This window comes from Bacillus sp. FSL R5-0654, assembly GCF_038008745.1.
Classification (GTDB): domain Bacteria; phylum Bacillota; class Bacilli; order Bacillales; family Bacillaceae; genus Bacillus; species Bacillus safensis.
Genome location: NZ_JBBOZV010000001.1, coordinates 274050 through 299812, shown reverse-complemented (window position 1 = coordinate 299812; position 25763 = coordinate 274050). Strand labels below are relative to the sequence as shown.

Here is a 25763-nt window from a genome sequence, read left to right as displayed (position 1 = left end):
CTACTATCATATCATTCAGTCTTCTACTTCTGCTATCGAATCGAAGGCTTTTTTGCGTTCATCATCTGATCGATGACAGAAGCGGTGATTTCATCCGCTGCGGCCATGCCAGATGCTGCTGTCGGCTCAAGTGATGGGTCAAAGTCCAGAACTTCTCCATGCCTTGGGGCAAAGCCCATATCTGATTGACGAATGAGCCCTGCATCTAACAGAGAATCACCCGCACCATAGACGTATTCAAGCTGCAGCCTGTCCTTTAGAAAAGCAACAGCATCCCACTTATTAAGCGGCTGTGGAATAAAATAAAGCTTCCGTCCCTGAAGAGAAACCTGCCAGCCTCTCTCCTCGCCCCACAGCTTCAATTCAGCAAGCGGAATGTGAGATAGATACTCCTCTTTCATAATTAAATAAAGAAATCTTCCCTCTGCTGTACGGGTACGCTTCACCCATGCCGCAACCGGAAGTTCCGAGATCGCCCTCAACATCTCTCTGACTGGCATACACTCCCTAAGTCTCTCATCAACAATGGCCTGCCAATCCTCAAGCGGTTTGCCATGATGAAGAATACAGCCCCCATTTGTTGTGACAGCATACTCCGGTTTAAGCTCTTGCTCAAAGAAGGTGATTCGTTCATACTGTGCGGTTGTTCTTGTCGTCACTGGAATGAACCAGCCTGATTGATGAATCGTCTGCAAAGATTTTTTCGTTTCAACAGACATATAGGAAAGCGGCCGTTCGTCCAGCACCTCAACTAAATCATACTCTCCTTCATACGCATACTGGTCAAGCACTCGATGTGAGTAAATCAGCGTCCGGTCTAAATCACTGGCAAATGCAAATGTCTTCATGACGTTTGCTCCAACGGGCGAATTAACCCACAGCACGTGTAGGACATATTGGCATATTCAATGACAGGAACACCTCTGTCCTCTGCCAAAAGCAATATATGCTTCAGCTTCTCCTGAGATTCAGGCTGAATCAAGATTTTCCAAGGGATTCTTCTAAGCAGCACGCGGGTCGTTTCACCAACACCCGGCTTAATCAAGTGGGTATTTTCAATTTGAAACTCCTGACCGATTGCTTCAATGGATGCCATTCCCCGCCAATCTGCCGGTGCTCCTTGCGTAAGTATGGTTTCTGCTTTCTCTTGTACATTTGGTCCGAGGCTGGAAAATGCTTCTTCAATTGTATCCACATATAGATTGGACACATCTTCATCAAGTAGCTCTTTATAATACTTTGCCCCATGGAAATCATCGGCATTGATCCAGCGGTTGTTTAATACCGTACGACTGACAAGCCCTGATACTGTCGAATTCAGGCAGGCACTTGGAATGAGAAAGTCCTCCCTCGTTCCGTATACATGTGTACAATAGCCGGGGTCTGCCAGCACAGCCAGCTCACTCGAGAGACGTACACCATACTTTTTTTCAAAATCAAGAACAGCTTTTTGGAGCTCTTTCGAAATCGCCCCTTTTCCAGTCCATCCATCGATAAAAGCAATTTCAAAACCTGGATGTTCTTTCAGCATATAATGCAGTGCATTCTCGTCTATTCCGCGGTCGCGAATAATAGAGATGCTGTAATGAGGCAGATCGACACCATACGCCTTTCGAATATATCGTTTGATCAGCACCCCGATCGGTGTCCCTGCACGCGCCAAACTGCAAAGCACGGTTTGGAAACCTCGCTTCTTCACAATCTGTTCTGCTACAACAGCTACTGCTTCTGCTACCTTTTCCTTACTTTCTTCAAGAGATTGATAGAATAAAGTCATATAAGATGCCGTTGGTTTGTACTCAATTGGCAGCATTTCTGAATAATGCGCGCCGCTCTGAATCGAACGCTCCCGCTCTTCTGTACTTTTCTCCATCTCAATAGAGGATAAATCTTTGAGTAAGAAGGTTACATCCTGCTCTGGATAGCTCCCCATCTTTGTATACACATTAGCCATTCACCTTCACCTCGTCTGATAAAGTCACAATATGCACATGCTTCACATGCCGCTCAGCAAATAAGTGAACAAGCGGAAGCAATGCCTCCTGAGAGACCTTTTTCTCAAAAAAGAGAAATACATCATCATATTCACCTTTTGGAATGTTGTACACGTAGTGCTGAATTCGGGCATCCTCTGGATTCATAAAGGTAAACCCATTTTGGACAGCGTATCCATCCTTTTCGACTGGGTGAATAGGGCTTCTCGTTGTTGAATGAAAGAGAACGCCTTCCCCCATGTGTGCAGACAGTCTCATCGGGACATACATCAGCTCACCTGTCCCTAAGCAGAGTGTTTGTTTTCCTTTGCGTTCCTGCCGCAGCCTCAATCCCGCTTCAGCAGCTGCTTGGTCGAGCGCTTCCGTATCTGCTGCGTTTAAACCAAAACGACCCGTTTCATGTATATATGGCGAATGACCAGCCGAATTTGCTGCATGAGAAAGTGAATAGGACACTTGCTTAAAGAAAGGTTGAAGAGAGTGAAAAGAGAGACTTGGCTGCTTCTCTTGCTCCGCAATCTCATACGAATAAGCTGGCTCATCGAGCGTTTTGCCTCGAAAAATCATCTGCCCTTTTAATAAAGACAATGATGTGATGTGAATTCCAAGCTCCTCTTCAAGCTGGCACATGGCTATCTCATGCTCCTCCGTCCGCCAGTCCAAAATGGAAAGAATGGTATAAGAATGCCTTGGATACTTTGCATGAAGGTCACGAATGATGTTGATATTGGTACGGCCTGTCGTGACTTCATCATCTACTAACACGATGGGGCGGTCTGTGCGAAGGAATGCTTCCTCTGCATAACAAAGCTGATCTGTTGCATGCGAATGTTCTTCTTCAAATACCAATGATGGGTCAAGATCCAGCAGCTGTTCACGTGTCGTATGAATGTAAGATGCGCCTTCTATCACATTATATACACCATGCCCAAGGGCTGTTGCTGTTTCCGCAAAGCCGATGACGACAGGCTTATTGCCAGCTGAAAGCTTTTCTTTTTTGAGTGTTTCATAGGCTGCCGTTAACACCGTGTGATCATCCGTCTTGAGTGCCTCTACAAGAAGATCTTGGTGCAGGGGCGTCTGTCCCGTTTGCTCTTTGGCATATGCCATCGCTAAAAGACCCGAGACAAGAAGCGGTTTTACTGGATGAACAGGAATATGCTTTCCAAGCACCTTACTCACGAATAAAAAGGCTCTTTTTTTGTTCACCCTTGCCGCCATCTCAAAAAGATGCTCTTTTTCAAGCTGGAGCGCACCTTCTTTGAGGTCAAGCTCAACCTCCATATGTTCCAAGATGTTCAGCGTATGCTGCTTCTGATTCTGTGAGTATGTCGATATAGCTTCTATTTTCATGAAACACCCCGTAAATGTCTGACTTCATTAAAATGTGCTCTGCCCACCTGTAATGCGGCTTTGTTTCATTCATCTTATTAGAGAAAGCACTCTTCATCACGCCAACTGTGCCGTCAGCATGTTCCAGAATGCTTAAAGCATCCAAGTACTCTTCCTTTGTCACAACGTACATGCTTTGCACTGGCTTGAGATGTGTTGGATGGATCACTGTCTTTCCATGTATGCCGTTGGCTACATCGAGTCTTGTCTCTTTGAGTAAACCTTGTACGTCATCGAATTCAGATAAGGACTGCTCACCGCCCTTAGAAAGCGCACGGATGAATGGTTTTTGTTCCTTTCGTGCAGGGTCAAAATGCTCCCATACAGCACCTGATATAACAAAGGAACGACCAAAATAATTGATAATATCTGTGATCAAATCAGCAATCAATCTGATTTCATAGATGGTGGTGTCGCGATCACGGCGAATGCCATATAAGCCGCAAAGATCAGTTGCCCCAATACGAATATTCAAAATATATTCTTCATCATTCAGCATGATCTGCTTTAACTTAGACAGCACCGTATATCTTGTTTCTTTTTCTAATAAATCGGGTGTTTCCAAAATGGGCATACCGTACAGCGTTGTCTTCGTTTGTGCGGACGCCTGTTTCAAGCTGTCCAAATAATCCTTCGCATTATGAATAGAACACTTTGGAAATACAAAACCCGTCAATAAACGAAGAGATGGACCAAGCAAATCTGCCATTTTCAGCAGCTGCTTCGGCGAACGAACCCGAATAAATAAAAGCGGCATTTGTTCAGCCATTTCAGGTGTATGCGTTAATTTGTCCGACAGTTTGGCGAATTGTACCACTAGATTCTGTTCAGCCATTTCCACTTCTTGATCACCGATGGCATCCTCTAAACAAAATACAACAGAGCAAAGCGCTTCATATTTCTGCGACAGCAGCATGTCTGCTATATCCTGTCTTGTCGCGGGCATATACAAAGTAGCACCTAATGCATGCGCAAGTACGTGCCTTGGCTTCATCAAATGCATCGCCCCCGGCCGTTTGAAAAAAATATCGTGCTGCCTCGCCTCTGATAAAAACTGAAAATACCGCATGCTGTGCCACCTCCTGTTGTTGAGAGAAAATCGAACAAATGACTTGATGATTCAAAAAAGGATGGAGCCGCTAATCAACTCCATTCCTTTTTGATCGTCCTATTCTTCTTTTGAAGCCGCAGCTTCGTTTGTCACTTCTTGATGTTTCTTTTTATTGATTTTATGAACGATAAACGTTCCGATAAATGCTAGGATAATAATCGCAAAGAATACAAGATGCGGGATTTCAATGTGAGCAGCACTCAAGCCCATTTTGATCGCAATGATCCCGATGAGAATAAACGCTGTATTCTCAAGCTCTGGGATACGGTCAATGAGAACAAGGAATAACTGTGCGACTGTACGCATCATGAGAATTCCAAGCATTCCGCCTAATAGTAGAATCCATACTTCCTCAGATACAGCGAATGCTGCAAGAATACTATCAACCGAGAAGGCAAGGTCCATAATTTCAACAGAAATAACAGTTGCCCAGAACACACCAAAGACTCGAATCAACCAGCCTTCTTTTTTCAGTTCCTTCGCTTCATCATCGCCGTCACCTAACCAGAAGTGCTTAATAACAAGCCATGCTAAGTAAGCAGCTCCGAGGACCTTAATCCACCAGAACTTAATAAGCAGCATCCCTACGCCAATGAATAGAAAACGGAAGAAATAAGCGCCAATTAATCCGTAGGTTAATGCTTTTTTACGCTGCTTTTCTGGTAGATGTTTCACCATCACAGCTAATACAAGTGCGTTATCTGCTGATAACAATCCTTCAAGCACGACAAGAGTCCCAATAAGCCCCCAAGAGACAGGGTCTGTTAATACCTCTGCCCACATATGCCAATCAAAAAACGAGGCATATGTATCCAACATATGTTTCAAAATGTCCAACTGGTTTTCCTCCTATAAGTGTAGAAGCATCAGCAGGCTTTCGCCTGCTGCTATTCTTGATCGCTGTTTCTTTCTCACTTAGGAAAAGGCCTCCATATGAGCTTTTGACAGCATCTCTTGAACTGATTTGTTTCTCTTATTTACACTTCTAACCCATAATTTTGACAAAGAGCTGCAAGTCCGCCAGAGAATCCGCTTCCGATCGCGTTAAACTTCCAATCACTTCCGTGTCGGTACAATTCACATACCACAACAGCTGTTTCAATTGAGAAGTCTTCGCCTAAATCGAAGCGAATCAATTCTTCCCCGCCCTCTTCATTTACAACACGAACAAATGCATTAGAGACTTGTCCAAAATTCTGGCTGCGCGCCTCTGCATCATGGATCGTAACTGTAATTCCGATACGATCAATGTTAGCAGGAATTTTCGAGAAATCAACGAGAATTTGCTCGTCATCTCCATCTCCTTCACCCGTACGGTTATCACCTGTATGAGTGACACTGCCGCTCGGATGCTGAAGGTTATTATAGAACACAAAATCTGTATCTTGCTGACAACGATTGTTTGCATCCACCAAGAAAGCCGAAGCGTCCAAATCAAATTCGGCTCCGCCAGAATATTTATTCGTATCCCAGCCAAGACCGATCATCACTTTCGTCAGCCCTGGGTTGGTTTTGGTTAAATCGACACGTTGTCCTTTTGAAAGCTGAATCGCCATATTCGTATCTCTCCTGTCTTTGAAAATAGGAAACTATTGCGTTATCCGATATCTAAGCCAAAGTCCGTTGCAATGCGGGCAAGACCGCCTTGATAGCCTGATCCGACAGCTGAGAATTTCCATTCCCCGCCATGACGGTATAATTCACCTACAATAATGGCTGTCTCAATTGAAAAATCCTCTGCCAAATCGTAGCGAATGAGTTCTTCATTAGATGCTGCATTTAAAATACGTACATATGCGTTAGACACTTGTCCGAAATTTTGACTGCGCGCTTCTGCATCATGAATTGTAATGACAAATGAAATCTTTTCAACACTTGCCGGTACAGCTGCAAGGTCAACATTGACCTGCTCGTCATCTCCGTCCCCTTCGCCAGTGCGGTTATCGCCTGTATGTACGACACTGCCGCCTCCGCCAGTTGTTTGGTTGTAAAAGACAAAGTCAGATGGAGAGCTTGCTTTACCTGCCGCATCTAAAAGGAATACACTTGCGTCTAGATCAAAGTCATGTCCGCCGTCATACTTATTGACGTCCCAGCCAAGACCGACGACTACTTTTGTTAAACCCGGATTCGTTTTTGTTAAATCAATTTTTTGACCTTTCGCTAAAGAAATTCCCACTAGGAACCTCTCCCTTCTGTTTAAATATAGTTTCTCGTAATATCTGCAAGCTTCGCATCATTTGTACCATTTCCAAGCGCCGCAAACTTCCACTCATTCTCATGGCGATAAAGTTCCCCGACGATTAACGAAGTTTTTCCTGCATAGTCATCTTTTAAATTATATTTCACTAATTCTTGATTGTTTGAACGATCAACGATGCGAATGTAAGCATTTTGAATCATACCAAAGTGTTGGTTTCTTCTAAGGGCATCATAAATGTTCACGACAAACACCAATTTATTCACATTACCCGGCACCTTTCTCAAGTTGACGAGGACTTGTTCATCATCTCCGTCTCCTTCACCAGTCAGGTTGTCACCTGTATGCTCAACACTGCCGCATTTGCTCTTTAGGTTGCCAAAATAAATCAAATCTTTATTTTCCGTAAACTTATCATTTTTCAGCATGAGCACTGAAGCATCACAATCAACATCAGCGCCGCCTCCGCCGCCAAACAGCTTTCCTAAAAATCCGCCGCCTTGTGATACAGGGTCCCAGCCAAGTCCAACAAGAATATTCGTCAGCCCTGTTTTCCCTTTTGTTAAATCAATACGTTGACCTTTTTCTAATGTAATCGCCAAATCAATCACTCCTCCAGCATAATAAAAATCTATTTATTAAGCGATGGACCCTATTAAAATCATCATACATGAAAATTCGACAAAATTCATGAAATGACATTGGAGCCTCTTACTCTTTTTTCTATTTACTAGTATATACGATCTATGTTCAAGATAGGTTTCAAACTCTTTATATTTTTTTAACGAAAGATGCACATTGGAAATGGTTCATGTCGTTAATGAAGTGTTTCATGTGAAACATTGTCGAAAGTTCCCGATGAACAGCTCTTACTGATAAGGAGTGTATTAATGTGGTTTCATATGTTGATATAGAAAAGAAGCAAAGGATAAACCCTTTCGTTTCCTTCCACCTATGGATTTCTTTATACTGATATTCAGCATGTTGATGAAAGGATGTTGATGATGCCATCACTTCATATATTAGATCAAGTCGCCATTCCTAAAGGTCAGTCTGCTCAGGAGACATTGATTCATACAACGCAGCTGGCTCAGCTGGCTGAAACGCTTGGGTATGAGCGCTATTGGTTCGCCGAACACCACAGCACAAGAGGGCTCGCTAGTACAGCGCCTGAAATATTAATGGCTCATATTGCGGCTCATACAACGACCTTGCGTACCGGATCTGGCGGTATTTTACTTCCTCAGTACAGTCCTTTTAAAGTAGCAGAGGTCACGCGGCAACTTGAAGCCCTTTATCCTGGACGGATTGAGATTGGTGTCGGCAAATCTCCAGGCGGGATCGAAAGGACGAGACTCGCTTTGACGGACGGCGTGCCTAAAGATCTGTCTCAGTTTGACCGCCAGCTGAAGGACCTTCTTTTTTACTTATCAGACAGCCTGCCTTCTGGTCATCCGCATGCAGGCGTGAAAGCTGCTCCGCTTGTTGATGCTCATCCGCCGGTTTGGCTGCTTGGGCTGGGAGAAAATAGTGCCATGCAGGCGGCGGAGCTTGGAATCAACTATATTTTTGGCCACTTTATCCATCCTGCTCGCGGCACACAAGCATTTGAGACGTATCGATCACACTTTTCTCCATCTGTCTTTTCTAGGCAGCCACAATCTATGTTTGCCGTCTTTGTCATCTGCGGTGAAACAGATGAAGAAGCAGACAGGATCGCCAGCAGTACAGATTTATGGCTGCTTCGTGTTGAAAAGGGACTGGACAGCCGCGTTCCTTCTATAGAAGAAGCAAGCGCCTATCACTACACCATACAGGAAAAGAAAAAAGTGCTGCAAAACCGCCAGCGGATGATTGTCGGCTCGAAGAAAACGGTGAAAGAGCAATTACAGACCTTGATGGACCGCTATCAAACGGATGACATCATGATTCTGAACAATTCCTTTGATCCGATCGAAAAACAACGTTCCTTCAAGCGAATAGCAGAATTATTTTGAAGCCAGCTTTCCAGGCTTCTTTTTTACATTGTCATAAAAAATGGGAAATGTAACATCAAGATGTCAAAATCCTTCCGTCTGTCATCTGATCGCAAATGTGTCTTCTAATCGTTAGCGAACTGTAAACGCATAAGAGGTGTACCTTTTATATAGTAGAGGTACATATTCAATGAACGGTTTACAACGCTGAGAAAGAAGGAGATGACAGACATGAAAAAGAGACTCGATTGGGTTGATGCAGCTAAAGGGATTGGCATTCTGCTCGTGGTCATGGCGCATGTGCCCATTCCAGATTCGCTCAAGCAATTCATTTACTCTTTTCATATGCCGCTTTTCTTTTTACTATCAGGCATGATGTTTCGATCATCCTCATCCCCTGCTTTGTCATTTATTCAGAAAAAAGCCAAAAGCTTACTCTTGCCCTATCTCTATTTCTCCATCATTACGTATGTATTTTGGTTCTCCGTTACCCGTTTTTTCGCATTCAAGGGACAAACGGATATTGATCCTTTCGTTCCGTTTACAGGTATTTTCATATCCAATGCAGATGAAGCAAGACTGACACATAACCCAGCGATTTGGTTTTTAACGACGCTCTTTTTAGTGGAAATTTTATTTCTCTTTATGCATCGTCTTTCTAAAGGAAAACCCGCTGCCGTGATCTTGCTGACTGTTCTTTGCGGAGGTGCTGGATATGCCTCTACCTTGCTTTTAGATCAAAGTCTTCCTTGGAACGCCAATGTCGCCTTGACAGCTGTTGTGTTTTATTCGATTGGATTTTTAGCAAAGCAATGGTTTGTGGAATTAAAAACAGATCCAACCCTTCTTTTATGTACAGGTCTGCTTGTGCTGACGGCTTACATGCAAAGCTTTAATTCACGGATCGATATGCGCGTCAACGACTACGGTGATCTCTTTATTTTCTATGCATGTGCTCTGCTCGGTTCAGCTGCCGTGATTTATTTAAGCTTTAAATTGAAAACATCCCCTATTTTGACGTATCTAGGACGTAATTCTATTGTCATTCTTGTCTTGCAGTTTGCCGGTATCGATATCATGAAAGCATTTGTTTTTTATGGACTCGGTATCAATATTGCTGATACAGCACAGCTCTCTTGGACACTTTTTTATACGATCGGCACATTGCTGCTCATGGTGCCATGTATCTCCTTCCTGAGCAAGTACCCGATGCTGCTCGGCAAACCGACCAAAGCCGCTCAACGCTACGAACAAAAAACATCCGCCGGCTGAACAGGCGGATGTTTTTTGGATTAATCATTGATTTGAGAAGGATAAAGTGTCATTCCACCATCTACAAATAAGGTGGTGCCTGTGATATACGCCGCTTCCTTAGAAACGAGGAATGCAGCAGCGGCCCCAATCTCCTTCGGTTCACCAAAGGTTCTCATCGGGATTTTCTCAAGCTGCTTTTGTTTTTTCAATTCATCCTGCAAATCATCATTCGATTCGGTCGCCATGGTACCCGGCGCAATCGCATTGATTCGAATACCTGCTTCGGCATAATCAAGAGCCAGCGTCTTCGTCATCATATTCATTCCGCCCTTTGAAGTGGAATAATGAACATTGAACGGGCGCGGGATTTCCTGATGGACACTGGAAATATTTAAAATGGACCCTTTGATGTCATGCTCCATCATATAAGTGAGTGCAGCCTTTGCGCCTAAAAATGCGCCTGTCATATTCACATCGATGACATTTTGCCATTGCTCCAGCGTCATCTCATGCGGCAGCGCTTCTTCGCCGTTGAAGCCTGAATTATTGACGAATACATCTACTGTACCGAAATGCTCCAGTGCTGTATCCATAATGGCTTGGATGCCTTCCTCTTTGGAGACATCTGCGTGTACTTTCACCGCCCCACCTCCGTGCTGCTGAATGGCTTTTACGGTCTCTTCAGCTCCATCTTCATCGCCTTTATAGTTTACAACCACATTCATTTCCTCTTGTCCAAACCGTAATGCGATCGCTTGTCCAATTCCTTTTGAAGAGCCTGTGACAATGGCTGTTTTCCCTTTTAAATCTTGATACATCTTCATTTCCTCCATTCACGTGCTTCATCTTGCTGATACACAATGGTTACCCATTTTGGAAAAAACAAAAACACAACCCTCTGCATTTGTACTCTAAGAGGGTTGTGCGTTTCATCAAGCTAAAAGGTGTTATAAACATTTTCACACGTTTCGGCGGTTGGCTGATAAAAGCAATGCGACTTATACCTTGCCACAAACGGCTGATTGTACCAAGTCGCCGGACAATCGCCAGGCGGTTTAAAATACCAAAGGCTGAATTTTGCCGGCCAAAACCGTTCTCCGTTAATATTTCTCCGCGCAAGTGTTTTTTCCGTTTCTCGTGCTCGCTGATAGAAGTAACCATGCGTGACCGCTTCAAATGCATGCTCCTGATAAATCATTTGTGGAATCGTACGCAGCCCTTTAAAGTCAGAGCAGTTGGCACGCAAACGATTGATGCCCACGTTTCCTACGAGCAGCATCCCTCGCCTCCCTTCACCTTCTGCCTCCGCTCTCAGCAGTCTGGCCATTAAATCAATATCAGAGCTTGTCGCTCTTACCACTGCCATACATCCACCTCCAGTTCGTTTCTCTTTTATTTTATGTAGCGTTTCTGTGTAGATGACTGCCATTTTGACATGAAAAAGCACGTTCAGTGTCGGCAGCCTGTCTAAATTTGCTGGACATGTGTCTCGCTGCCAACAACACTCAAACCAAGTGACCATATACATAACAGGAAGAAATATTCATTACTATATACTCATTTACAAGTCATAAAAATCCTTCTAATTGCGACATCATCTTCAAAAACAGTCATTTGAACCTATTCAATAATCCGACTCAAAACCTTAAAATATAAAATGTTGAGTTTCTACAGGAGATATCAAATAATAAATTACAAGTTTCTCCTCTCAACTTAGTGTCATTTTTACTACTTGAAGCCAATCAACCTCGGAAACGCACTGAGGTATTGACAGTACTTTCGCTTCATTCTACAGTAAAAAACATACAGTATTTTTCTTTTTGTGCAAAAAGAATGATATGAACTACAGCTTTTCAATGAAATTCACCATAAACCCGAGGAGGAAAACACGCCATGTTTAAAAAGAAATTATCCCTGTTTCTTCTGATCTTGTGTGTAACTGTTGTCGCTGCTGCTTGTAGTGGTGGAAAAGACAAAACAGCTGCGAAAGAAAACGATACCAAAAAATCTCTTGATGCAGCAGAGGTAAAGGTAGAAAGTGCTGAGTACACATTACCACCTCAATACGATACATCTGTACAGGATGATCAGTATGTACTAAAAGTGAATGTATCTGTAAAAAATATCAGCAAAGAGCCTCTCAATGTTGATAAAAGCAACTTCACGCTTTACCAAGATGACGCACAGGTATCTACGATCTCTCCAGATGACTACAACGAAGTATTATCTTCAAGCTCTTTAAATGCAGACAAAGTAACAAAAGGCGGTCTTTTCTTTGTTGTTGACAAAGACAAGGACTATCAGCTTGTTTACACAGAGCCAGGAAGCGGATCGAAAAAAGATGACAAAACACTAGAATTCGATATTAAAGGAAAAGACTTAATGAAAAAAGCAGATACACTACAAGCATCTGCAAAAGCTCTTTCTTCTTATATTGATGTGATGATTTTTGGTAAGAAAAACGATGATTTCGAAAAACTAACAGGTGATAACAAATCAACTGTTGTGAACGAATTTGATAAATCATTCAAGCAAGGTTACATCACTTCTTCAGGTATTTCTTCTAGCTCAGCGAAGGACGAAAACCTTGATAAGCTACTGAAAGCTGTGAAAGAAACATTAGCTGAAAAATCAAAAGTTTCAACAAAAACAAAATCCATCAGTGGTGATAAAGCTGTCGTGACTGTGACTCTTACACCAATCGATGCAAGTCCGCTTGTCGATCGTTTGAAAGAGAAAGCGACTGAGTTCTACAGCAAAAACCGTTCAGCTTCTTATGATGAAGCGCAAAAATACTTACTATCAATTTACCCAGATGAGTTTAAAAAATTAGGACCATCATCTTCTGAAGAAACAGTAGAAGTCAACATGAAGAAAAATGATATCGACCAATGGAAACTTGATTTGAACGATTATAAAACAAGCTCATTAGTTGAGAAATTCATCAAGAACTAATGGAAAAACCCCCGATTCCGGGGGTTTTTTCTTAATTTATTTCGGTTGTTTCCTATATTTGATTCTGAAATACATACAAGAAAGCAAGAAAATCGCCAGCCACCCCACTGAATGTCCACCATAAATATAGTAATGGCTGCTACTATTAATATAGTGAGATCGAGCTTTTTTCATATCGCAAACATTTTATAAAGATGAATTCCTCTTTTCAGCTTCATATTCTTTAATGATCTCAATTGGATCAATCGCATCTTCCTCTTGTGCGTATTCCTCTACATAAGGAGTTGTTAATTTTTCAAACCTTTGCTCATCGTCTACTAAAGCAATATAGACATCATATCCCTCATAATCAGAAGGGAATAACGTTGCAGTAGAACTACCGGTTTCTAAAGCCTTGTCTATTGCATTTTTTAATTCTAATAAACCTACCCTGTTTCCCAAAATAAAGGCTTCAAAATGGTGTGTTTGCTGAGCATATATATTACATAGTCCTAACACATCATCGTCATCTGTTTGATAAGACATACCCGAACTCCTTTCCTTGGTAAAATTAGGATAATCATATCATTTCCTCTTCCATCATGCTATCGCGAGCCTCTTTTATATGAATCTCTGAATATAAAAAACTTGCAGAATATATCTGCAAGTTTTTCTTTATTTCGCAAGCATCCATTTCTCTTTCATAAACAAGCTTCTGACGATGACAAACAGGATGACGACTGCCAAGGCTGAGGAGCCGAGTGTCAGGGTGATGGACATTGGATCGATGATACCAAACATCAATTGCTTACACAGCGCATGAATATTGAGAAATGGGATGGCAAAGTAATACGTATCTAGCTGCGTTGCACCTGCTCTCATGGTAAAGAACATTGGGAGCACACCTAGTGTAATGATCATGGACATGTACGATTGCGCTTCTTTGACTGAACCCGACATCACACTGAGCAGCAATTCAATCATGGATACCATGAAGGAGAAGATGATAAGCGCCGCAAACATAACGCCGATAATGCTCCACATTTGATCACCAAAGTTCAGAGCTTGCTTCAGCTTTTCTGTAAAGAGCAAAGTAGATAGAAGCAGCATGCCGATCGCCACAATCCCACTTAAAATACCGAACATAGAGACAGCGAGCCATTTTCCGATGAGAATCTGGAGTCTGCTGGCCGGCGTCAGAAACAACGCTTCAATGGATTTTCGGTCTTTTTCACCTGCTACAATATCAAGCGCTGCCGGCAAAGCACCTGAGATCACGGAGGTCACCAAAATCATTGGAAGGAGAATCGACAACAGCATAGCGGTCACTCCGTTTTCCCCTTCATCACCTTCTTCTACATCAACGGACTGCACTTCAAACGGATGAATAACGGACGTATCGATTTGATCCGCTGCTAAGCGCTTCTCGACCACCTGGTTTTGATACTGCTCCAGCAATGATTGCAGCATTTGAACGGTGATCACTGAATCATCATCTGTCGTATATCCATGAATTTTAATGGCGAATGGCTTTTGATGCTTGAGCATATCGCCTGCCTCTTTCGGCATTTCTAGGTAAGCATTTGCCTCCCCATCCTTGACGGCTTGCTGCGGATCATCAAATGTTTCAAGGTTTAGGTTTTTGACCTCTTTGATCATTTGGTTCATTTCGGCTGGAAGCTGTTCATTGATGGCGACTGTATAGGCTTTATCCCCTGGATCTGCAATCATGCTTTCATAAAAGAACACCAGTCCAAGCATCGTCAAAAGAGGAATCAGTACGGTTAAGAGCAACGTTTTTCGATCCCTTAGCGCATCTGTCATTTCTTTCAAAAAGACGGTTTTCCACATTATGAAATCCCCCTAGCTAGCTTCGACATAAAGATATAGTTCAAGTCTTCACTTTGTTCCTGTGTATATAATTCTGGAAGTGTGCCTTTATACACAAGCTCTCCTTGATGAATCATCATCACACTGTCACAAAGCTGGCTGACTTCTTCCATGATGTGGCTTGAAAAGAGGATCGTTTTATTTTGCTGCTTGAGCTGATGGATAAAATCTCTGAAAATATTACTCGACGTGATATCTAAGCCTGTTGTCGGCTCATCAAATAAAATAATGTCAGGATCATGAATTAACGTTCTAGCAATCGCCACCTTTTGTTTCATTCCTCTTGAGAATCCTTTCACCTTGCGATCCATGTATTGTCTCATCCCAAAACGCTTTGCCAAATCCTCTATTCTTGCTTTGATTTCATGCTGATCTAAGCCATATAATTTGCCAAAGTATTCAAGGTTTTCTCTTGCCGTCAAACGATCGTAAAGCCCCGTCTCTCCGCCAAACAAGACACCAATCCGCTTTTTCACTTCTGTTGCTTCTTTCACTGTATCAAAGCCTGCGACAGTGACTGTTCCGTGTGTAGGCTCTAATAATGTGGCTACGGCGCGCAATAATGTTGTTTTTCCTGCACCATTTTCTCCTAGAATGCCAACGACTTCCCCTTCCTTCACGGAGAACGTCATGTGTTTCATCGCTTTTACGACTTTTTTCTTATCTTTAAACCAGCAGCTGCAATCGCTGAGAGTAATCATGTGGTTCGCCCCTTTCAACTTTCTAAGTCTATGATAGAAAAAATAACGCTTGCCTGATATAAAAATGTCGCGAAACGTCCTTTTTCTGTCTTGAAATGATCTATTTCAAAAAAACAAATGGTAAAATAGACAAATAATAAGAATGATCATAGGTGATTTTTATGATAAAAGTAGGTCTCGTCGACGATTACCGAGTAGATTTAGAAAAGCTGCACGCCATTGTAGGCAGGATGGAGGCTGTGGACATCGTCTTTGTCACGCAGTCAGCAGAGGATGCATATGAGAAGGTCAAAAAAGGAGACATTGATCTGTTGTTCGCTGACATTGAAATGCCTGGAATGTCCGGCTATGAATTAGCGGACCTCATTCACTCTCACGCACTGAATGTCGATGTGGTCTTTGTGACAGGAAACAGTGGGTATGCGGTCCATGCGTTTGATTTGAATGTACATGATTATATTATGAAGCCCTACCAAGCTGATCGAATTGCCAAATGCTTAGAGCGTTATCTGTCCACCAAGCAGGAGAAGAGCATTCATGGACGGCTTCTCATTAAGCAGCAGTCAGATATTCATGTGCTGCAGAAAAAGGATGTTATTTTTGTTGAGCGAACAGGCCGGTCAACAACTATCGTGACAACGACAGGAGATATCCAGACCTATCAGACATTAAATGAGCTAAAGGGCGATCTAGCTGAAAAGGATTTTATCCGCTCCCACCGATCGTTTATTATCAATATTCATTACATTAAGAATTTCTCGGCGTATGCTAAAAATTCGTATATCGTGTCTTTTGAAGGTACAGATAAAAAAGCCATGATGACCAAGCAGCAATTAGAATTCTTTAAGAAATACTATTTTTAAGGAGAACGAACGTGAACGCTTTCTATCTTGGATTTCGCATTTATGCTCTCATATGGTTAGGTCTTGCGTTTCATGCAGCTGCTGAAGCCTTTCTGCCGCTTTCACCCATTGTGTTGTGGCTTTTTACCTTTTGCGCGGTGTGTGTTTATACATTTTTCATGTACAAAAGATTTTTGCCTCATACGAGCGGTTATGTGATATTTGGCGCTTTTATACTCATTACCTGCACAGGCCTTTTGCTGTTTCTAATCCAACCGAATGAGCTGAGCTGTCTTTTGGCGCTCATCATGATGGTGACAGTCGACATCCTCTCATTGAAGGTGATGCAGACAGAGAAACAGTTAAATGGACAGCTTCAAGAGCTCATAAACGCAGAATCAAGAACCAATGAATTACTTCTTGAGCTGCGCAGTAAACATCATGAAACAGCTAGACATTTAAATGCCTTTTCCGCATCGAACGACGAGCATGAAATCAAAGATTTGATTCAGCAATACGTCAAACATTTCCCATGGATTAAAGGAGAAAATGCATATTTAGCCTCAACCCTACATCCCTTTTTGGAGCGGGCTGAGAAAGAGGACATTGCACTTTCACTAGACCTTCAAGCACCCTTTTCATCGCTTCCTTTTTCAAAGGCGGATCAGGTTAGTTTTACTGGCAACCTGCTTGATAATGCTCTAGATGCAGCGATTGAAGCGAAGCAAGCCGGAAAAGAGGGAAGCATTTCGGTCACGACCTCTATTCGGAGCGGGCTATTTTTAATCCATTGTGAAAACAGCACAAAAGGTATGGAAAAACACGTGCTAGATCATTTGTTCAAAACTTTTGGCCGCTCGACAAAAGGCGGCGATCATCAAGGCATGGGGACGTATATCATTCAACAGCTTGTTGAAAAGGCAGACGGTACACTTGATTTCACTTACCGTTCTCCAAATTTGCGGCTCGTCATCAAAATCCCTCTCACCATGTCATAAAAAAAGGTGCATAGCTGCACCTTTTTTTAGTGTTAAGAGAAGATCTTATCGATTTGATTGATTTCCTCTTCTGTTAATTGAACATCGTTTGTTTTTAGGTTTTGCAGCACTTGGTCTGCTCGTTTTGCCCCTGGAATAATAGCATCAATGCCATCCTGCGCTAAGAGCCAAGCGAGTGCGACGTGTGCTGTTTCTGCATTCTTTGATTGAGCAATGGCTTTCAGCTTGTCTACTTTTTCGAGATTTGAAAGGAAAGCATCGCCTTGGAAAAGCGGGTCCTTTGCTCGAATATCATCAAATGTCGCATCTTTTGTAAATTTCCCAGTCAACAAGCCTGATGCCAATGGGAAATAAGGAATAAAGGAAATACCATGCTCGACGCAGTATGGAAGAAGATCCTGCTCTGCCTGACGTTTCAGCAGAGAATACTCCGATTGAAGCACGTCTAAGTAGCCATCTCGGTTAAAGGCTTGAAGCTGTTCAAAATCAAGGTTTGATGCACCGATTGCCCTGATTTTCCCTTCGTCCTTCAATTCCTTTAATGTGCCTGCTACTTCTTCGAGCGGCGTACGTCCATCTGGGAAATGCATATAGTACAAATCAATATAATCAGTTTGCAGTCGTTTCAGGCTATTTTCAACCTGCTCTCTTAAGAAATCACGGCTGTTATCAAGTTCAATTTGCCCGTTTACTTCCTTATGAGCTCCTTTTGTCGCAAGGACAAGCTTTTCTCTGCCGCCTCTTTTGGCAATGATCTCACCGATTAATTCCTCTGAACGGCCCAGCCCATAAATAAAAGCAGAATCTAAGAAATTAACACCTTGATCAAGAGCCGTCTCCACAAGCTCCCGTCCAGCATCCTCACTAAGATTCGGGAATAAATTATGTCCACCTACTGCATTCGTACCAAGCCCTATCGGATTTACCTGCAAATCAGTTCGTCCAAGCGTTACCTTTTTCAAAAGCTCATCTCCCTTATCTACATAATCATCCTTATTTTCCCACGAATCATTTCCAACATTCAAGTATACCGCTCTCTAAAATCAACCTGCAGGTGGACGCCGCGAAAATAGAAGATGCGTATGATGAAGATAGACTAAAACGAAAAGGAGATCTTGTCATGACCATTCAAATTGTCATCATTATGATTATTCTGCTTTTAAGAACAGGCAAGGAAAAAGAAATCCGCCCCATCAGGCTTCTCATAGGACCGCTCATTTTATTAGGCACACTCTCTTATTCCTTTACTCAGCATATTGAAATCACGGCGATGAGCCTGCTTGCAATGATTGTCTTTGCACTCACAGGTTTTGCAATCGGGCTATGGAGAGGTAAACTATACAAAGTAACATATGATCAACAGTCGGGGCGTATCACCGCCGCCAGCTCACTTTATGGAACACTTTTTTTCATCGGAATCATCCTTATCCGGATGACAGTAGGTTCAATTGTACAGGATGGCGGTCATTCCCTGATCATTTTCGCAAATGGCCTGACATTCCTTCCAATCGGCAGTATGATCGGCTTACGTTTTATTCTTTTAAAAAGATATATGAACATCAAAGCATCTGCTGCTATTAACTGACAGACAGGAGTTTTTGATATGAACCTTCAGCAGCCACTCAAGCTTTTAGGTCAAATAAGGCGGAAATTTGTATTAGGCCTTGTATTGACCTATATGTATATTCAAATGTATGAGCCCCTTTCAATAGGCGAATTGGTGTTTCGCACCTTCGTCTATTTGGTGTTTCTCCTTTGTCTTTTTCCAAAAAGCAAGCTGTCACCTAAAAAGCAATTTTCTATGCTCCTCTTGATGTGGATTCTGACACATCTCTTGTGGCTGGTGACAGGTCAGATTCAAGACAGTATTGGACTGACCTTTTTTATGATCGGCTTTATCGCTTTTCGTTTTTCAGAGGCGCATCATCCCTATCTATTTGCTATCATCTTTTTCACCAGTGGGGTCAGCTATTATATAAACGATTTTTCTTGGAACTTGGTGATCACTCTCCCGCTATTCCAGCTGCTTGTGTATACACTTGTTTTGATTTCTAGAATGCGTCGGCGTGAACAGGAATTAAAGGAAGAACACTTCGGAGAACTGCAATTGGTTCACAAGGAATTATCAGAAGCCCATGAACAATTGAAAAAGGCGCATATGGAGCTTGAAGAAGCGACCGTTCAGTCACTCCAATTTGCAGTGCTCGAGGAGCGAAGCAGAATCGCACGTGACCTGCATGACAGTATCGGTCACCAATTAACCTCAATGATTGTCCAGCTTCAGTCTTTGCCCTACCGTTTAAAGCAAGAAGAACCAGAGCAGATGACGCAGACATTTCAGGAGCTGATCCATATTTCTAAAAATTGTCTCACCGAAGTTCGTTCTGTGGTTCATCATATGGCGTCAGATGATGCAGGTCTCGGACTTGCCGGACTTCGCAGCCTCATCAAGCAAGGAGAGGTATCGGGAGAGCTTGACATTCACTTTCATACAGAGCAGCTTACGTATAAAAAATGGCCGCTCTCCGTATCTGAACTGCTTTACCGCATTTTACAAGAGGGCATCACCAATACAATTCGCCATGCCAAGGCCACCGCGATGACCATTACACTATCTAACGACCAGCATGAGCTGATGATGAACATTGAAGACGATGGATATTTGACCAGCGAAAAAGATATTTCATTTGGCTTTGGACTGTCAGGCATGAAGGCACGGTGTGACGCAGCAGGCGGTTCCCTCAAGACGGCCATACGCGAGCCGCACGGCTTTTGTATCCATGTTCAAATTCCTATCAAGGAGGACTCCGAGACATGACAAACCCTATTAAGATTGGCATCATTGATGATCAGCCGCTGATCCGCCAAGGATTTCGTTATATTGCAAGCGCTCAAGAGGATATTGACGTCATATGGGAGGCGTCAGACGGTCAGGAGGCGGTTGAGCTTTGCTCGATCAACACACCAGACGTACTGCTGATGGATGTACAAATGCCTGGAATGGATGGCATCACAGCAACAGAGCACATTTTAAAAAAGCATCCAGATGTAAAAGTTGTGATTCTCACGACCTTTGATACGGAAGAATACGTCTTTGACGGAATTCGTGCAGGGGCAGTCGGTTATTTGCTGAAGGATACAATGCCTGAGGAATTAATTGAGGCCATCCGTACCGCCTTTGCTGGTGAATCTGTCTTTCGAACGGCAGCCTCTGAGCACATGATGGCACGAGCTCTTCAGCAGGCAAATGATACACATCACACTCATCTGCTTCACGAATCATTCACAGAACGTGAACGCGATGTATTACAGCAAATGGCCTATGGCTTAAAGAATGAAGACATTGCTGATCAATTATTTATCAGCAAAAGTACGGTAAAAACGCATGTGCACCGTATTTTACAAAAGCTCAATGCACAAGACCGTACACAGGCTGTCGTCTTCGCCATCCGGCACCGCCTCGTGAAATAAAAACTACCTTCACTTCAAGATTTTTATACAAAAAACATTTAAAACCTAAAATAAATCTACAAATCAATACTTATTAACTAGTATATTGTGCTTATTTAATTCCTTATTTTATAGGTGATTGTGTTAAAAACTATCAAAAATAGGGACTAAAACCTATTCCTCATCATGAATGAATTTCGATAGAATGAATAGTGCAAATCGTCATTAGGATATTTTCCCCTTTAACACCCGAATATACCAATCTATCTGTTTCTTTTTTCTTAGTCAGATAGCGGGAATGAAATGACGAAAGAAAAGCAAAGGAGCTTCAACTGTGAATCTTAAAAAAATAAGTGCACTCCTCATGATTTCATTCGTGATGATCATCTCTGTAGCCTGCCAGGGCTCAGCCAAATCAACCGACGCTGATCAAAAGTCAACAAAAACAGCAGAGGTAAAAGTCAATAGCTACGAATATACGTTACCAGAAGACTCAACAACTACCCTGAGAGACAATGAATTGGTACTAAAAGTCAATCTGACGATCACAAACAAAGGTGACAAAGCCCTTTCATTATATAACTCTGACTTCTCCCTTTATCAGGACGACGCCAAAGTATCTGATTTAAAATTCTACGGCAGCAAAGACCGTCTTGACCTTGGTTCATTGAACAAAGGCAAGTCACTTTCAGGAGCTCTTTATTTCCTAGTAGACAAAGGGAAGAAATATCAGTTCGTCTATCAGGACAGCATCAAGAAAAACAGTGATTCCATCCAAATCGACCTAGATGGAAACAAAATACTCGATTCAGCAAAAAAGCTGGATAACCCAGCAAAAGCGTTATCCGCTTATACCGATATTATTGTTTTTGATAAAAAGAACGATGAATTCGCAGATTTAACGGGTGACAACCAATCGGATGTCGTCAATAAATACCATGAGATGTTTGTAAAAGACTTCAAAAGAAGTGCAGGAATATACGGAAATGAAGTGAGTGACCGAGAGATTCTGTCGATGTACAAACGCATTCAAAACACCATGAAGGATAAAGCGAAAGTAGAAACAAGTGTGAAAACCATCTCTGATGACGAAGCAAAGGTTGTCGCTCAAGTCACAGGCATTGATGCTTCTAACTTAAAAGACAAGCTAGACAAGCAAAGAGACGAGTTTTACAACGGGAAAATCCGTTCTAAAGAAGAATTGTATAAAAAAAGCTTAAACATGTACGCATCTGAATTCGAAAAACTTCCTCCCGTTTCCAGCCCAGCTGAATATGAAGTGAAAATGAAACGTAATGGGGATGGTCAATGGAAAATTGACCTCAATGATTATAATACAGAGCAGTACATGAGTGGTTTTATTAAAACGAGATAATCTAAAAAAAGACGCTGGCCTCTGAAGGAGCCGCGTCTTTTTTATATTATACTGTCGCCTCTTGCTCTTCTTTCACCGCTTTTTCGATATCTTTAAAACGGCTCGATACAGTCGACGCACTAATGCCATACTTCTTCGCTACTTGTGCTTGAGAAAGCGGAGCATCGCTTGCAAGTGAATGAATGTAGTATTCGATTCCGGCAGCAAATGACGCTGCTTTACGGATCACAGGTGATTTCTGATCACAGTAGGCTTTCCAAACCGTTAAAGCACCATCTGTCAGGCTTTGATCACCGTGCTCCTTCATTCCGTCTTCAATCAGCTTAGCAGTTTCCAGCTGGACGTCACTTGCCCAGTCCATACGATCTGCTGATAGACCTGCATCGCCTTCTGTTTGAGCAGGTGTTTCTGATTCTTCTACTTCTTGCTTCGCAAACATACACTTCAGCACATCAGGGAATGATTCTCTCATAAATGTGCTGCGCGCCCCTCCATTTGCTTCATATGCGTCAACAAGCTGGCGAACTTGAAGAAGAAGAGTATCTGTAAACTCTTTCGCAAACATCGTATATTGAATGAAAAACTCTGCCTTTTCTTCAAATTGAACAGGAAAACCAAGCACGAGACTTCCCTTTTCAGGCAGTACCGTTTGATCAGGTTTTACATCTACTTCAACCTTCTCCGCTGTTACCATATTCTCAAAGTAAAGAGACTCGTCCGTTTTTTCATTTAATAAAAGCAAAGATGGCTCCATGTCTGTCCAAGATTGGACCACTTGTCTTGTTTTCGGACGGGTAATATCTTCTGCTTTCTTTGTCAGGAACTCTTGGAAAATGGTCTCTTTCTGATCAGTTAATGGACGGAAGAAGATGCCCCATACACTCAAATGGAAAACTGAGATTTGTTGCGTTTCTTTATCCATATCTGCAAGGAAAGAAAACTCATTAATGAATTGATTGATCGCTCTCTGATGCTTAGAAAAAGCATAATTCATTAAATCCTTTTGAACTTGTACAGCTTCCTTAAACACAAGCTCAGACGTTTGTTCTCCGCCTGATTTTTGACCACAGCAATGTTTATATTTTTTTCCGCTTCCGCATGGGCAGAGCGCATTTCGTTTAATTTTTCCCAAAATAAAACCTCCGACATTCTAGTCTAACCTCACTATTTTAACAAACGATTGCACAGGAGGGTTTTATTTTCAAGAAAAAAGAAAAATCTGAATGATCAGTTAAATTATAAAATCACCTGAAGATCACGATAGATCATAGGAAAGACAGACTTTCTCTGTTTATTTTCTCCAATCATACCAACAGATTTTCCTCAGCTCATTCCTTCGAATAACTGCTTTGCCTCAAAGTAAAAGATTTGAACGAATTTCTTCGTATTGACTCTGCCTGTCGATCCTGAGGGAGAAGATGTCTTCTGCATTTCTTTCATTCTTTGACTGACATCGGTAAAATCGAAAAACTTCGACGCGTAGTGCTCAAACTTAGGATTTGAGAAATCTGTTAATCCTAGTGAGGCAAAATGATTCAAGGAATGATGAATAGCTCGTCTAATCCGCTGCTCCGCCGCTTTCACTTCCCGCATCACCTCTACATCGGTTGCACCATGATCCAGTTTTCTTTCTGCTGTTTTGATAAAAAGCTGCTTTAGCGGCGGGAAATTGACCTCATGAGAATTAGCTGACTGTGTTTCATGTAAGTAGATGAGTATCTCCAGTAAATCCTTAGAGCCGCTCTCACCGACAATTCCCAGCTCAGATAAGAGGAATTCCCCAGCCTCTTTCATCGTTCTTCTCTTCGCCCCAGCGCCCGCACCTTGAGAAATCACAGGCTCTAATGGCAGCACATGGCGAAGAGAGGCTTGTATATCGTAAATCGATTTTTCCAGCTTGATACGCTCCATGACTTTTCGAATCACACTGACGATTTCAATGCGATTGACAGGCTTATGGATATAATATTCAATCCCTAGTTCATAGGCTTCTGCCATCATCTCTTTCGCCTCTACTTGGGAAATCATAATGACCTTGCCTTTGAATTCAGGGTGGATATGGCGGATGGTTTGAATGCCATCTCTAGCAGGCATTAAAAGATCAATCAAAAGGATGTCTACTTTCTTGAGGTTCAGCGAATGTGCCTCTAATCCAACTCCGTCACCCGCTTCATCTACGACCTCTCCCAAATCCTCATCCTCTATGATTTGACCTAAAATCGAGCGTATTGCACGATCATCATCTGCAATGAAGAATCGCATACACTCACCCTCTCTGTATTAAATTTTGTATAGGAAGGACAAGCAGAAAAGCTGTACCTTTTGTTTCTTTTGGTTCGATTTGAATCTGACCGCCAAGCTCTTGAACCAGCTCTCTCACATAGGATAAGCCAATCCCTGTAGACGGTGTTCCAAATGCATCAAATTTGGAGGTATACCCTGGATCAAACACAATCTCTCTCATTTTTTTAGGAATCCCTGGTCCGTCATCTTCAATCCGAATCTCTATTTTATCATGACTTCCTTTCAATTCGAGTGAGATCATCCCGGTATCTTTTATTGCTTCGACTGCATTGGCCATTAAATTATTAATCAGCGATAAGAAAATAAACACATGATAATCATGCAGATGAATGCCCCTTATATCAGATGTAAAGGAGATGTTTTTCCCAAGAGATAGAGCATACTTCTCTTGAATCCGGATGACAATTTGGACGAGCTCTTCCGCCTTCATATAGTCTTGCATATTTTCCTTCGAAATCAGCTTTGAAAGCCCAGCATAAATACGCTGATTGTCCTTTTTCACTTCATGAATTTCTCCTGCGAGCTTTAACAGCTCCTGACTCACTTTTTTCCCCGCTTCGTGTTCATGCAGCAGACGGTAAAGCCGGTATGATTCTTGTGTAATATGCTCTGTATGTTTTAACGTTTTCTTTAAATGCACCGTTTCTTCATATAAATTCGAAATGACCATCATCATATGCTCATTTTGTTTCATGATCTGCTTTTCTCTTGATTGAGCCTCATACAGCTTCATCATATTAAAAAAACTGATCACCACAAAGCTGTGAGCAAATGCAATGAGGAACATATCGCTCAGCTTTGATAAGGTCATCGTTGTATCAAACACTAGAAATTGTACAAACAGCTCGACAAAATCAGCAACTAATTCGATCATCAGGCCGATGATCCCAATGAAAATAGAGCGCTGTTTAAAGCGTCCCGTACGGACGGCAAAAAACAGGAAAGCATAAGTGAAATAGAAAAAGAAGCTTGGGAATTGCTGATAAAATGATGAAGCCAGATCAGCATTCTGCTGAATCAAATCTAAACCTACCCGAAAAAGCACAATGGCTGCGCCTGTTAAAAATCCCGGCAATAGCGGTTTAGATTTTCTTAAGAGTAATAAGCAAAAGAAAAACGCAGGTGCGCCAAAACTGATGCGAAACGTCTCATTCACAGGATAAAACTTCAGCTCTCCTGCAAGCGGCACAATGACCATCATAAAAATTAAAATGAATGCGTCCTTTTTGACAAGCTGATTTAAACTCAAATGACTGACATCCCTTCCCCTGTTTGCATAGCCACAGTATACAAGGAGACTCTTTTCTCCACAATGTACAAAAAAATAATTTTTACTGCTCCT

At 42.2% G+C, this 25763-nt stretch carries 26 protein-coding genes; 9 read left to right on the top strand and 17 right to left on the bottom strand.

What is annotated here, in order from left to right; genetic code table 11:
* Positions 1-32 precede the first annotated feature (32 nt).
* The 8 genes from NSS76_RS01645 to NSS76_RS01610 all read right to left on the bottom strand — a co-directional run bounded on the left by NSS76_RS01645 (position 33) and on the right by NSS76_RS01610 (position 7299).
* On the bottom strand, positions 33-848 hold the full coding sequence (locus NSS76_RS01645; protein WP_151040496.1) for an HAD family hydrolase: 816 nt from the start codon (positions 846-848) through the stop codon (positions 33-35).
* Positions 845-1954 carry a cysteine protease StiP family protein gene (locus NSS76_RS01640; RefSeq protein ID WP_172881259.1) on the bottom strand — a complete coding sequence of 370 codons (1110 nt, stop codon included), beginning with the start codon at positions 1952-1954 and terminating at the stop codon, positions 845-847. The genes NSS76_RS01645 and NSS76_RS01640 overlap by 4 nt, the downstream gene beginning before the upstream one ends.
* Complete coding sequence (locus tag NSS76_RS01635) at positions 1947-3278, bottom strand: phosphoribosyltransferase family protein (RefSeq protein WP_341082657.1); 1332 nt, start codon at positions 3276-3278, stop codon at positions 1947-1949. Before NSS76_RS01635 ends, NSS76_RS01640 begins: the two co-directional genes overlap by 8 nt.
* A complete protein-coding gene (locus NSS76_RS01630) occupies positions 3268-4455 on the bottom strand; it encodes an HpcH/HpaI aldolase/citrate lyase family protein (protein WP_341080280.1) in 1188 nt (395 codons plus the stop codon). The genes NSS76_RS01635 and NSS76_RS01630 overlap by 11 nt, the downstream gene beginning before the upstream one ends.
* A gap of 99 nt (positions 4456-4554) precedes the next feature.
* Positions 4555-5334: a TerC family protein gene (locus NSS76_RS01625; RefSeq protein WP_024424355.1), complete on the bottom strand. Its 780-nt coding sequence runs from the start codon at positions 5332-5334 to the stop codon at positions 4555-4557.
* 140 nt (positions 5335-5474) lie between these two features.
* Positions 5475-6053, bottom strand: coding sequence for a TerD family protein (locus tag NSS76_RS01620; protein WP_007498343.1), 579 nt, complete (start codon positions 6051-6053; stop codon positions 5475-5477).
* Between the two features lie 41 nt (positions 6054-6094).
* Positions 6095-6676 (bottom strand): TerD family protein, encoded by a 582-nt coding sequence (locus tag NSS76_RS01615; RefSeq protein WP_024424356.1) that lies wholly within the window; start codon positions 6674-6676, stop codon positions 6095-6097.
* A gap of 20 nt (positions 6677-6696) precedes the next feature.
* Positions 6697-7299: a TerD family protein gene (locus NSS76_RS01610; RefSeq protein ID WP_024424357.1), complete on the bottom strand. Its 603-nt coding sequence runs from the start codon at positions 7297-7299 to the stop codon at positions 6697-6699.
* A gap of 402 nt (positions 7300-7701) precedes the next feature.
* Between NSS76_RS01610 and NSS76_RS01605 the strand changes: the two genes are divergently transcribed.
* Together NSS76_RS01605 and NSS76_RS01600 are read left to right on the top strand one after the other, a co-directional pair.
* Positions 7702-8694, top strand: coding sequence for an LLM class flavin-dependent oxidoreductase (locus NSS76_RS01605; protein ID WP_341080279.1), 993 nt, complete (start codon positions 7702-7704; stop codon positions 8692-8694).
* A 210-nt stretch (positions 8695-8904) separates the two neighbouring features.
* On the top strand, positions 8905-9945 hold the full coding sequence (locus tag NSS76_RS01600) for an acyltransferase family protein (RefSeq protein WP_341080277.1): 1041 nt from the start codon (positions 8905-8907) through the stop codon (positions 9943-9945).
* A gap of 20 nt (positions 9946-9965) precedes the next feature.
* Here the strand turns inward: NSS76_RS01600 and NSS76_RS01595 are convergent, their stop codons facing one another.
* Complete coding sequence (locus NSS76_RS01595; protein ID WP_024424360.1) at positions 9966-10745, bottom strand: glucose 1-dehydrogenase; 780 nt, start codon at positions 10743-10745, stop codon at positions 9966-9968.
* Between the two features lie 119 nt (positions 10746-10864).
* Complete coding sequence (locus tag NSS76_RS01590) at positions 10865-11293, bottom strand: cell wall hydrolase (RefSeq protein WP_024424361.1); 429 nt, start codon at positions 11291-11293, stop codon at positions 10865-10867.
* 527 nt (positions 11294-11820) lie between these two features.
* Here NSS76_RS01590 and NSS76_RS01585 point away from each other — a divergent pair.
* Positions 11821-12882: a DUF4352 domain-containing protein gene (locus NSS76_RS01585; protein WP_024424362.1), complete on the top strand. Its 1062-nt coding sequence runs from the start codon at positions 11821-11823 to the stop codon at positions 12880-12882.
* Between the two features lie 186 nt (positions 12883-13068).
* Here the strand turns inward: NSS76_RS01585 and NSS76_RS01580 are convergent, their stop codons facing one another.
* The 3 genes from NSS76_RS01580 to NSS76_RS01570 all read right to left on the bottom strand — a co-directional run bounded on the left by NSS76_RS01580 (position 13069) and on the right by NSS76_RS01570 (position 15452).
* Positions 13069-13407: a hypothetical protein gene (locus NSS76_RS01580; protein WP_044333585.1), complete on the bottom strand. Its 339-nt coding sequence runs from the start codon at positions 13405-13407 to the stop codon at positions 13069-13071.
* A 129-nt stretch (positions 13408-13536) separates the two neighbouring features.
* Positions 13537-14712, bottom strand: a complete 1176-nt coding sequence (locus NSS76_RS01575; protein WP_044333587.1) for an ABC transporter permease — start codon at positions 14710-14712, stop codon at positions 13537-13539.
* Positions 14712-15452, bottom strand: coding sequence for an ATP-binding cassette domain-containing protein (locus NSS76_RS01570; RefSeq protein ID WP_024424365.1), 741 nt, complete (start codon positions 15450-15452; stop codon positions 14712-14714). Before NSS76_RS01570 ends, NSS76_RS01575 begins: the two co-directional genes overlap by 1 nt.
* A 161-nt stretch (positions 15453-15613) precedes the next feature.
* On the opposite strand from NSS76_RS01570, the gene NSS76_RS01565 reads away from it, so the two are divergent.
* Positions 15614-16315: a LytR/AlgR family response regulator transcription factor gene (locus NSS76_RS01565; protein WP_034623942.1), complete on the top strand. Its 702-nt coding sequence runs from the start codon at positions 15614-15616 to the stop codon at positions 16313-16315.
* An 11-nt stretch (positions 16316-16326) separates the two neighbouring features.
* Complete coding sequence (locus NSS76_RS01560) at positions 16327-17292, top strand: sensor histidine kinase (protein ID WP_197202796.1); 966 nt, start codon at positions 16327-16329, stop codon at positions 17290-17292.
* 32 nt (positions 17293-17324) lie between these two features.
* Here NSS76_RS01560 and NSS76_RS01555 read toward each other — a convergent pair whose 3' ends face one another.
* On the bottom strand, positions 17325-18254 hold the full coding sequence (locus NSS76_RS01555; RefSeq protein ID WP_024424368.1) for an aldo/keto reductase: 930 nt from the start codon (positions 18252-18254) through the stop codon (positions 17325-17327).
* Positions 18255-18412: 158 nt separating this feature from the next.
* On the opposite strand from NSS76_RS01555, the gene NSS76_RS01550 reads away from it, so the two are divergent.
* The 4 genes from NSS76_RS01550 to NSS76_RS01535 all read left to right on the top strand — a co-directional run bounded on the left by NSS76_RS01550 (position 18413) and on the right by NSS76_RS01535 (position 22117).
* Positions 18413-18877, top strand: a complete 465-nt coding sequence (locus NSS76_RS01550) for a DUF1453 domain-containing protein (RefSeq protein ID WP_225315555.1) — start codon at positions 18413-18415, stop codon at positions 18875-18877.
* A gap of 18 nt (positions 18878-18895) precedes the next feature.
* Complete coding sequence (locus tag NSS76_RS01545) at positions 18896-20110, top strand: sensor histidine kinase (RefSeq protein ID WP_151040478.1); 1215 nt, start codon at positions 18896-18898, stop codon at positions 20108-20110.
* Positions 20107-20763, top strand: a complete 657-nt coding sequence (locus NSS76_RS01540; RefSeq protein ID WP_044333593.1) for a response regulator — start codon at positions 20107-20109, stop codon at positions 20761-20763. Before NSS76_RS01545 ends, NSS76_RS01540 begins: the two co-directional genes overlap by 4 nt.
* Before the next feature lie 313 nt (positions 20764-21076).
* Positions 21077-22117, top strand: coding sequence for a DUF4352 domain-containing protein (locus NSS76_RS01535; RefSeq protein WP_341080263.1), 1041 nt, complete (start codon positions 21077-21079; stop codon positions 22115-22117).
* 46 nt (positions 22118-22163) lie between these two features.
* Here NSS76_RS01535 and NSS76_RS01530 read toward each other — a convergent pair whose 3' ends face one another.
* From NSS76_RS01530 to NSS76_RS01520, 3 genes are all read right to left on the bottom strand, one after another.
* Entirely contained in the window at positions 22164-23249 is a 1086-nt protein-coding gene (locus tag NSS76_RS01530) for an SEC-C metal-binding domain-containing protein (protein WP_025092766.1), read from the bottom strand.
* Positions 23250-23440: 191 nt separating this feature from the next.
* Positions 23441-24379 (bottom strand): response regulator, encoded by a 939-nt coding sequence (locus NSS76_RS01525; RefSeq protein WP_025092765.1) that lies wholly within the window; start codon positions 24377-24379, stop codon positions 23441-23443.
* A gap of 4 nt (positions 24380-24383) precedes the next feature.
* A complete protein-coding gene (locus tag NSS76_RS01520) occupies positions 24384-25670 on the bottom strand; it encodes an ATP-binding protein (RefSeq protein WP_341080247.1) in 1287 nt (428 codons plus the stop codon).
* Between the last annotated feature and the right edge of the window lie 93 nt (positions 25671-25763).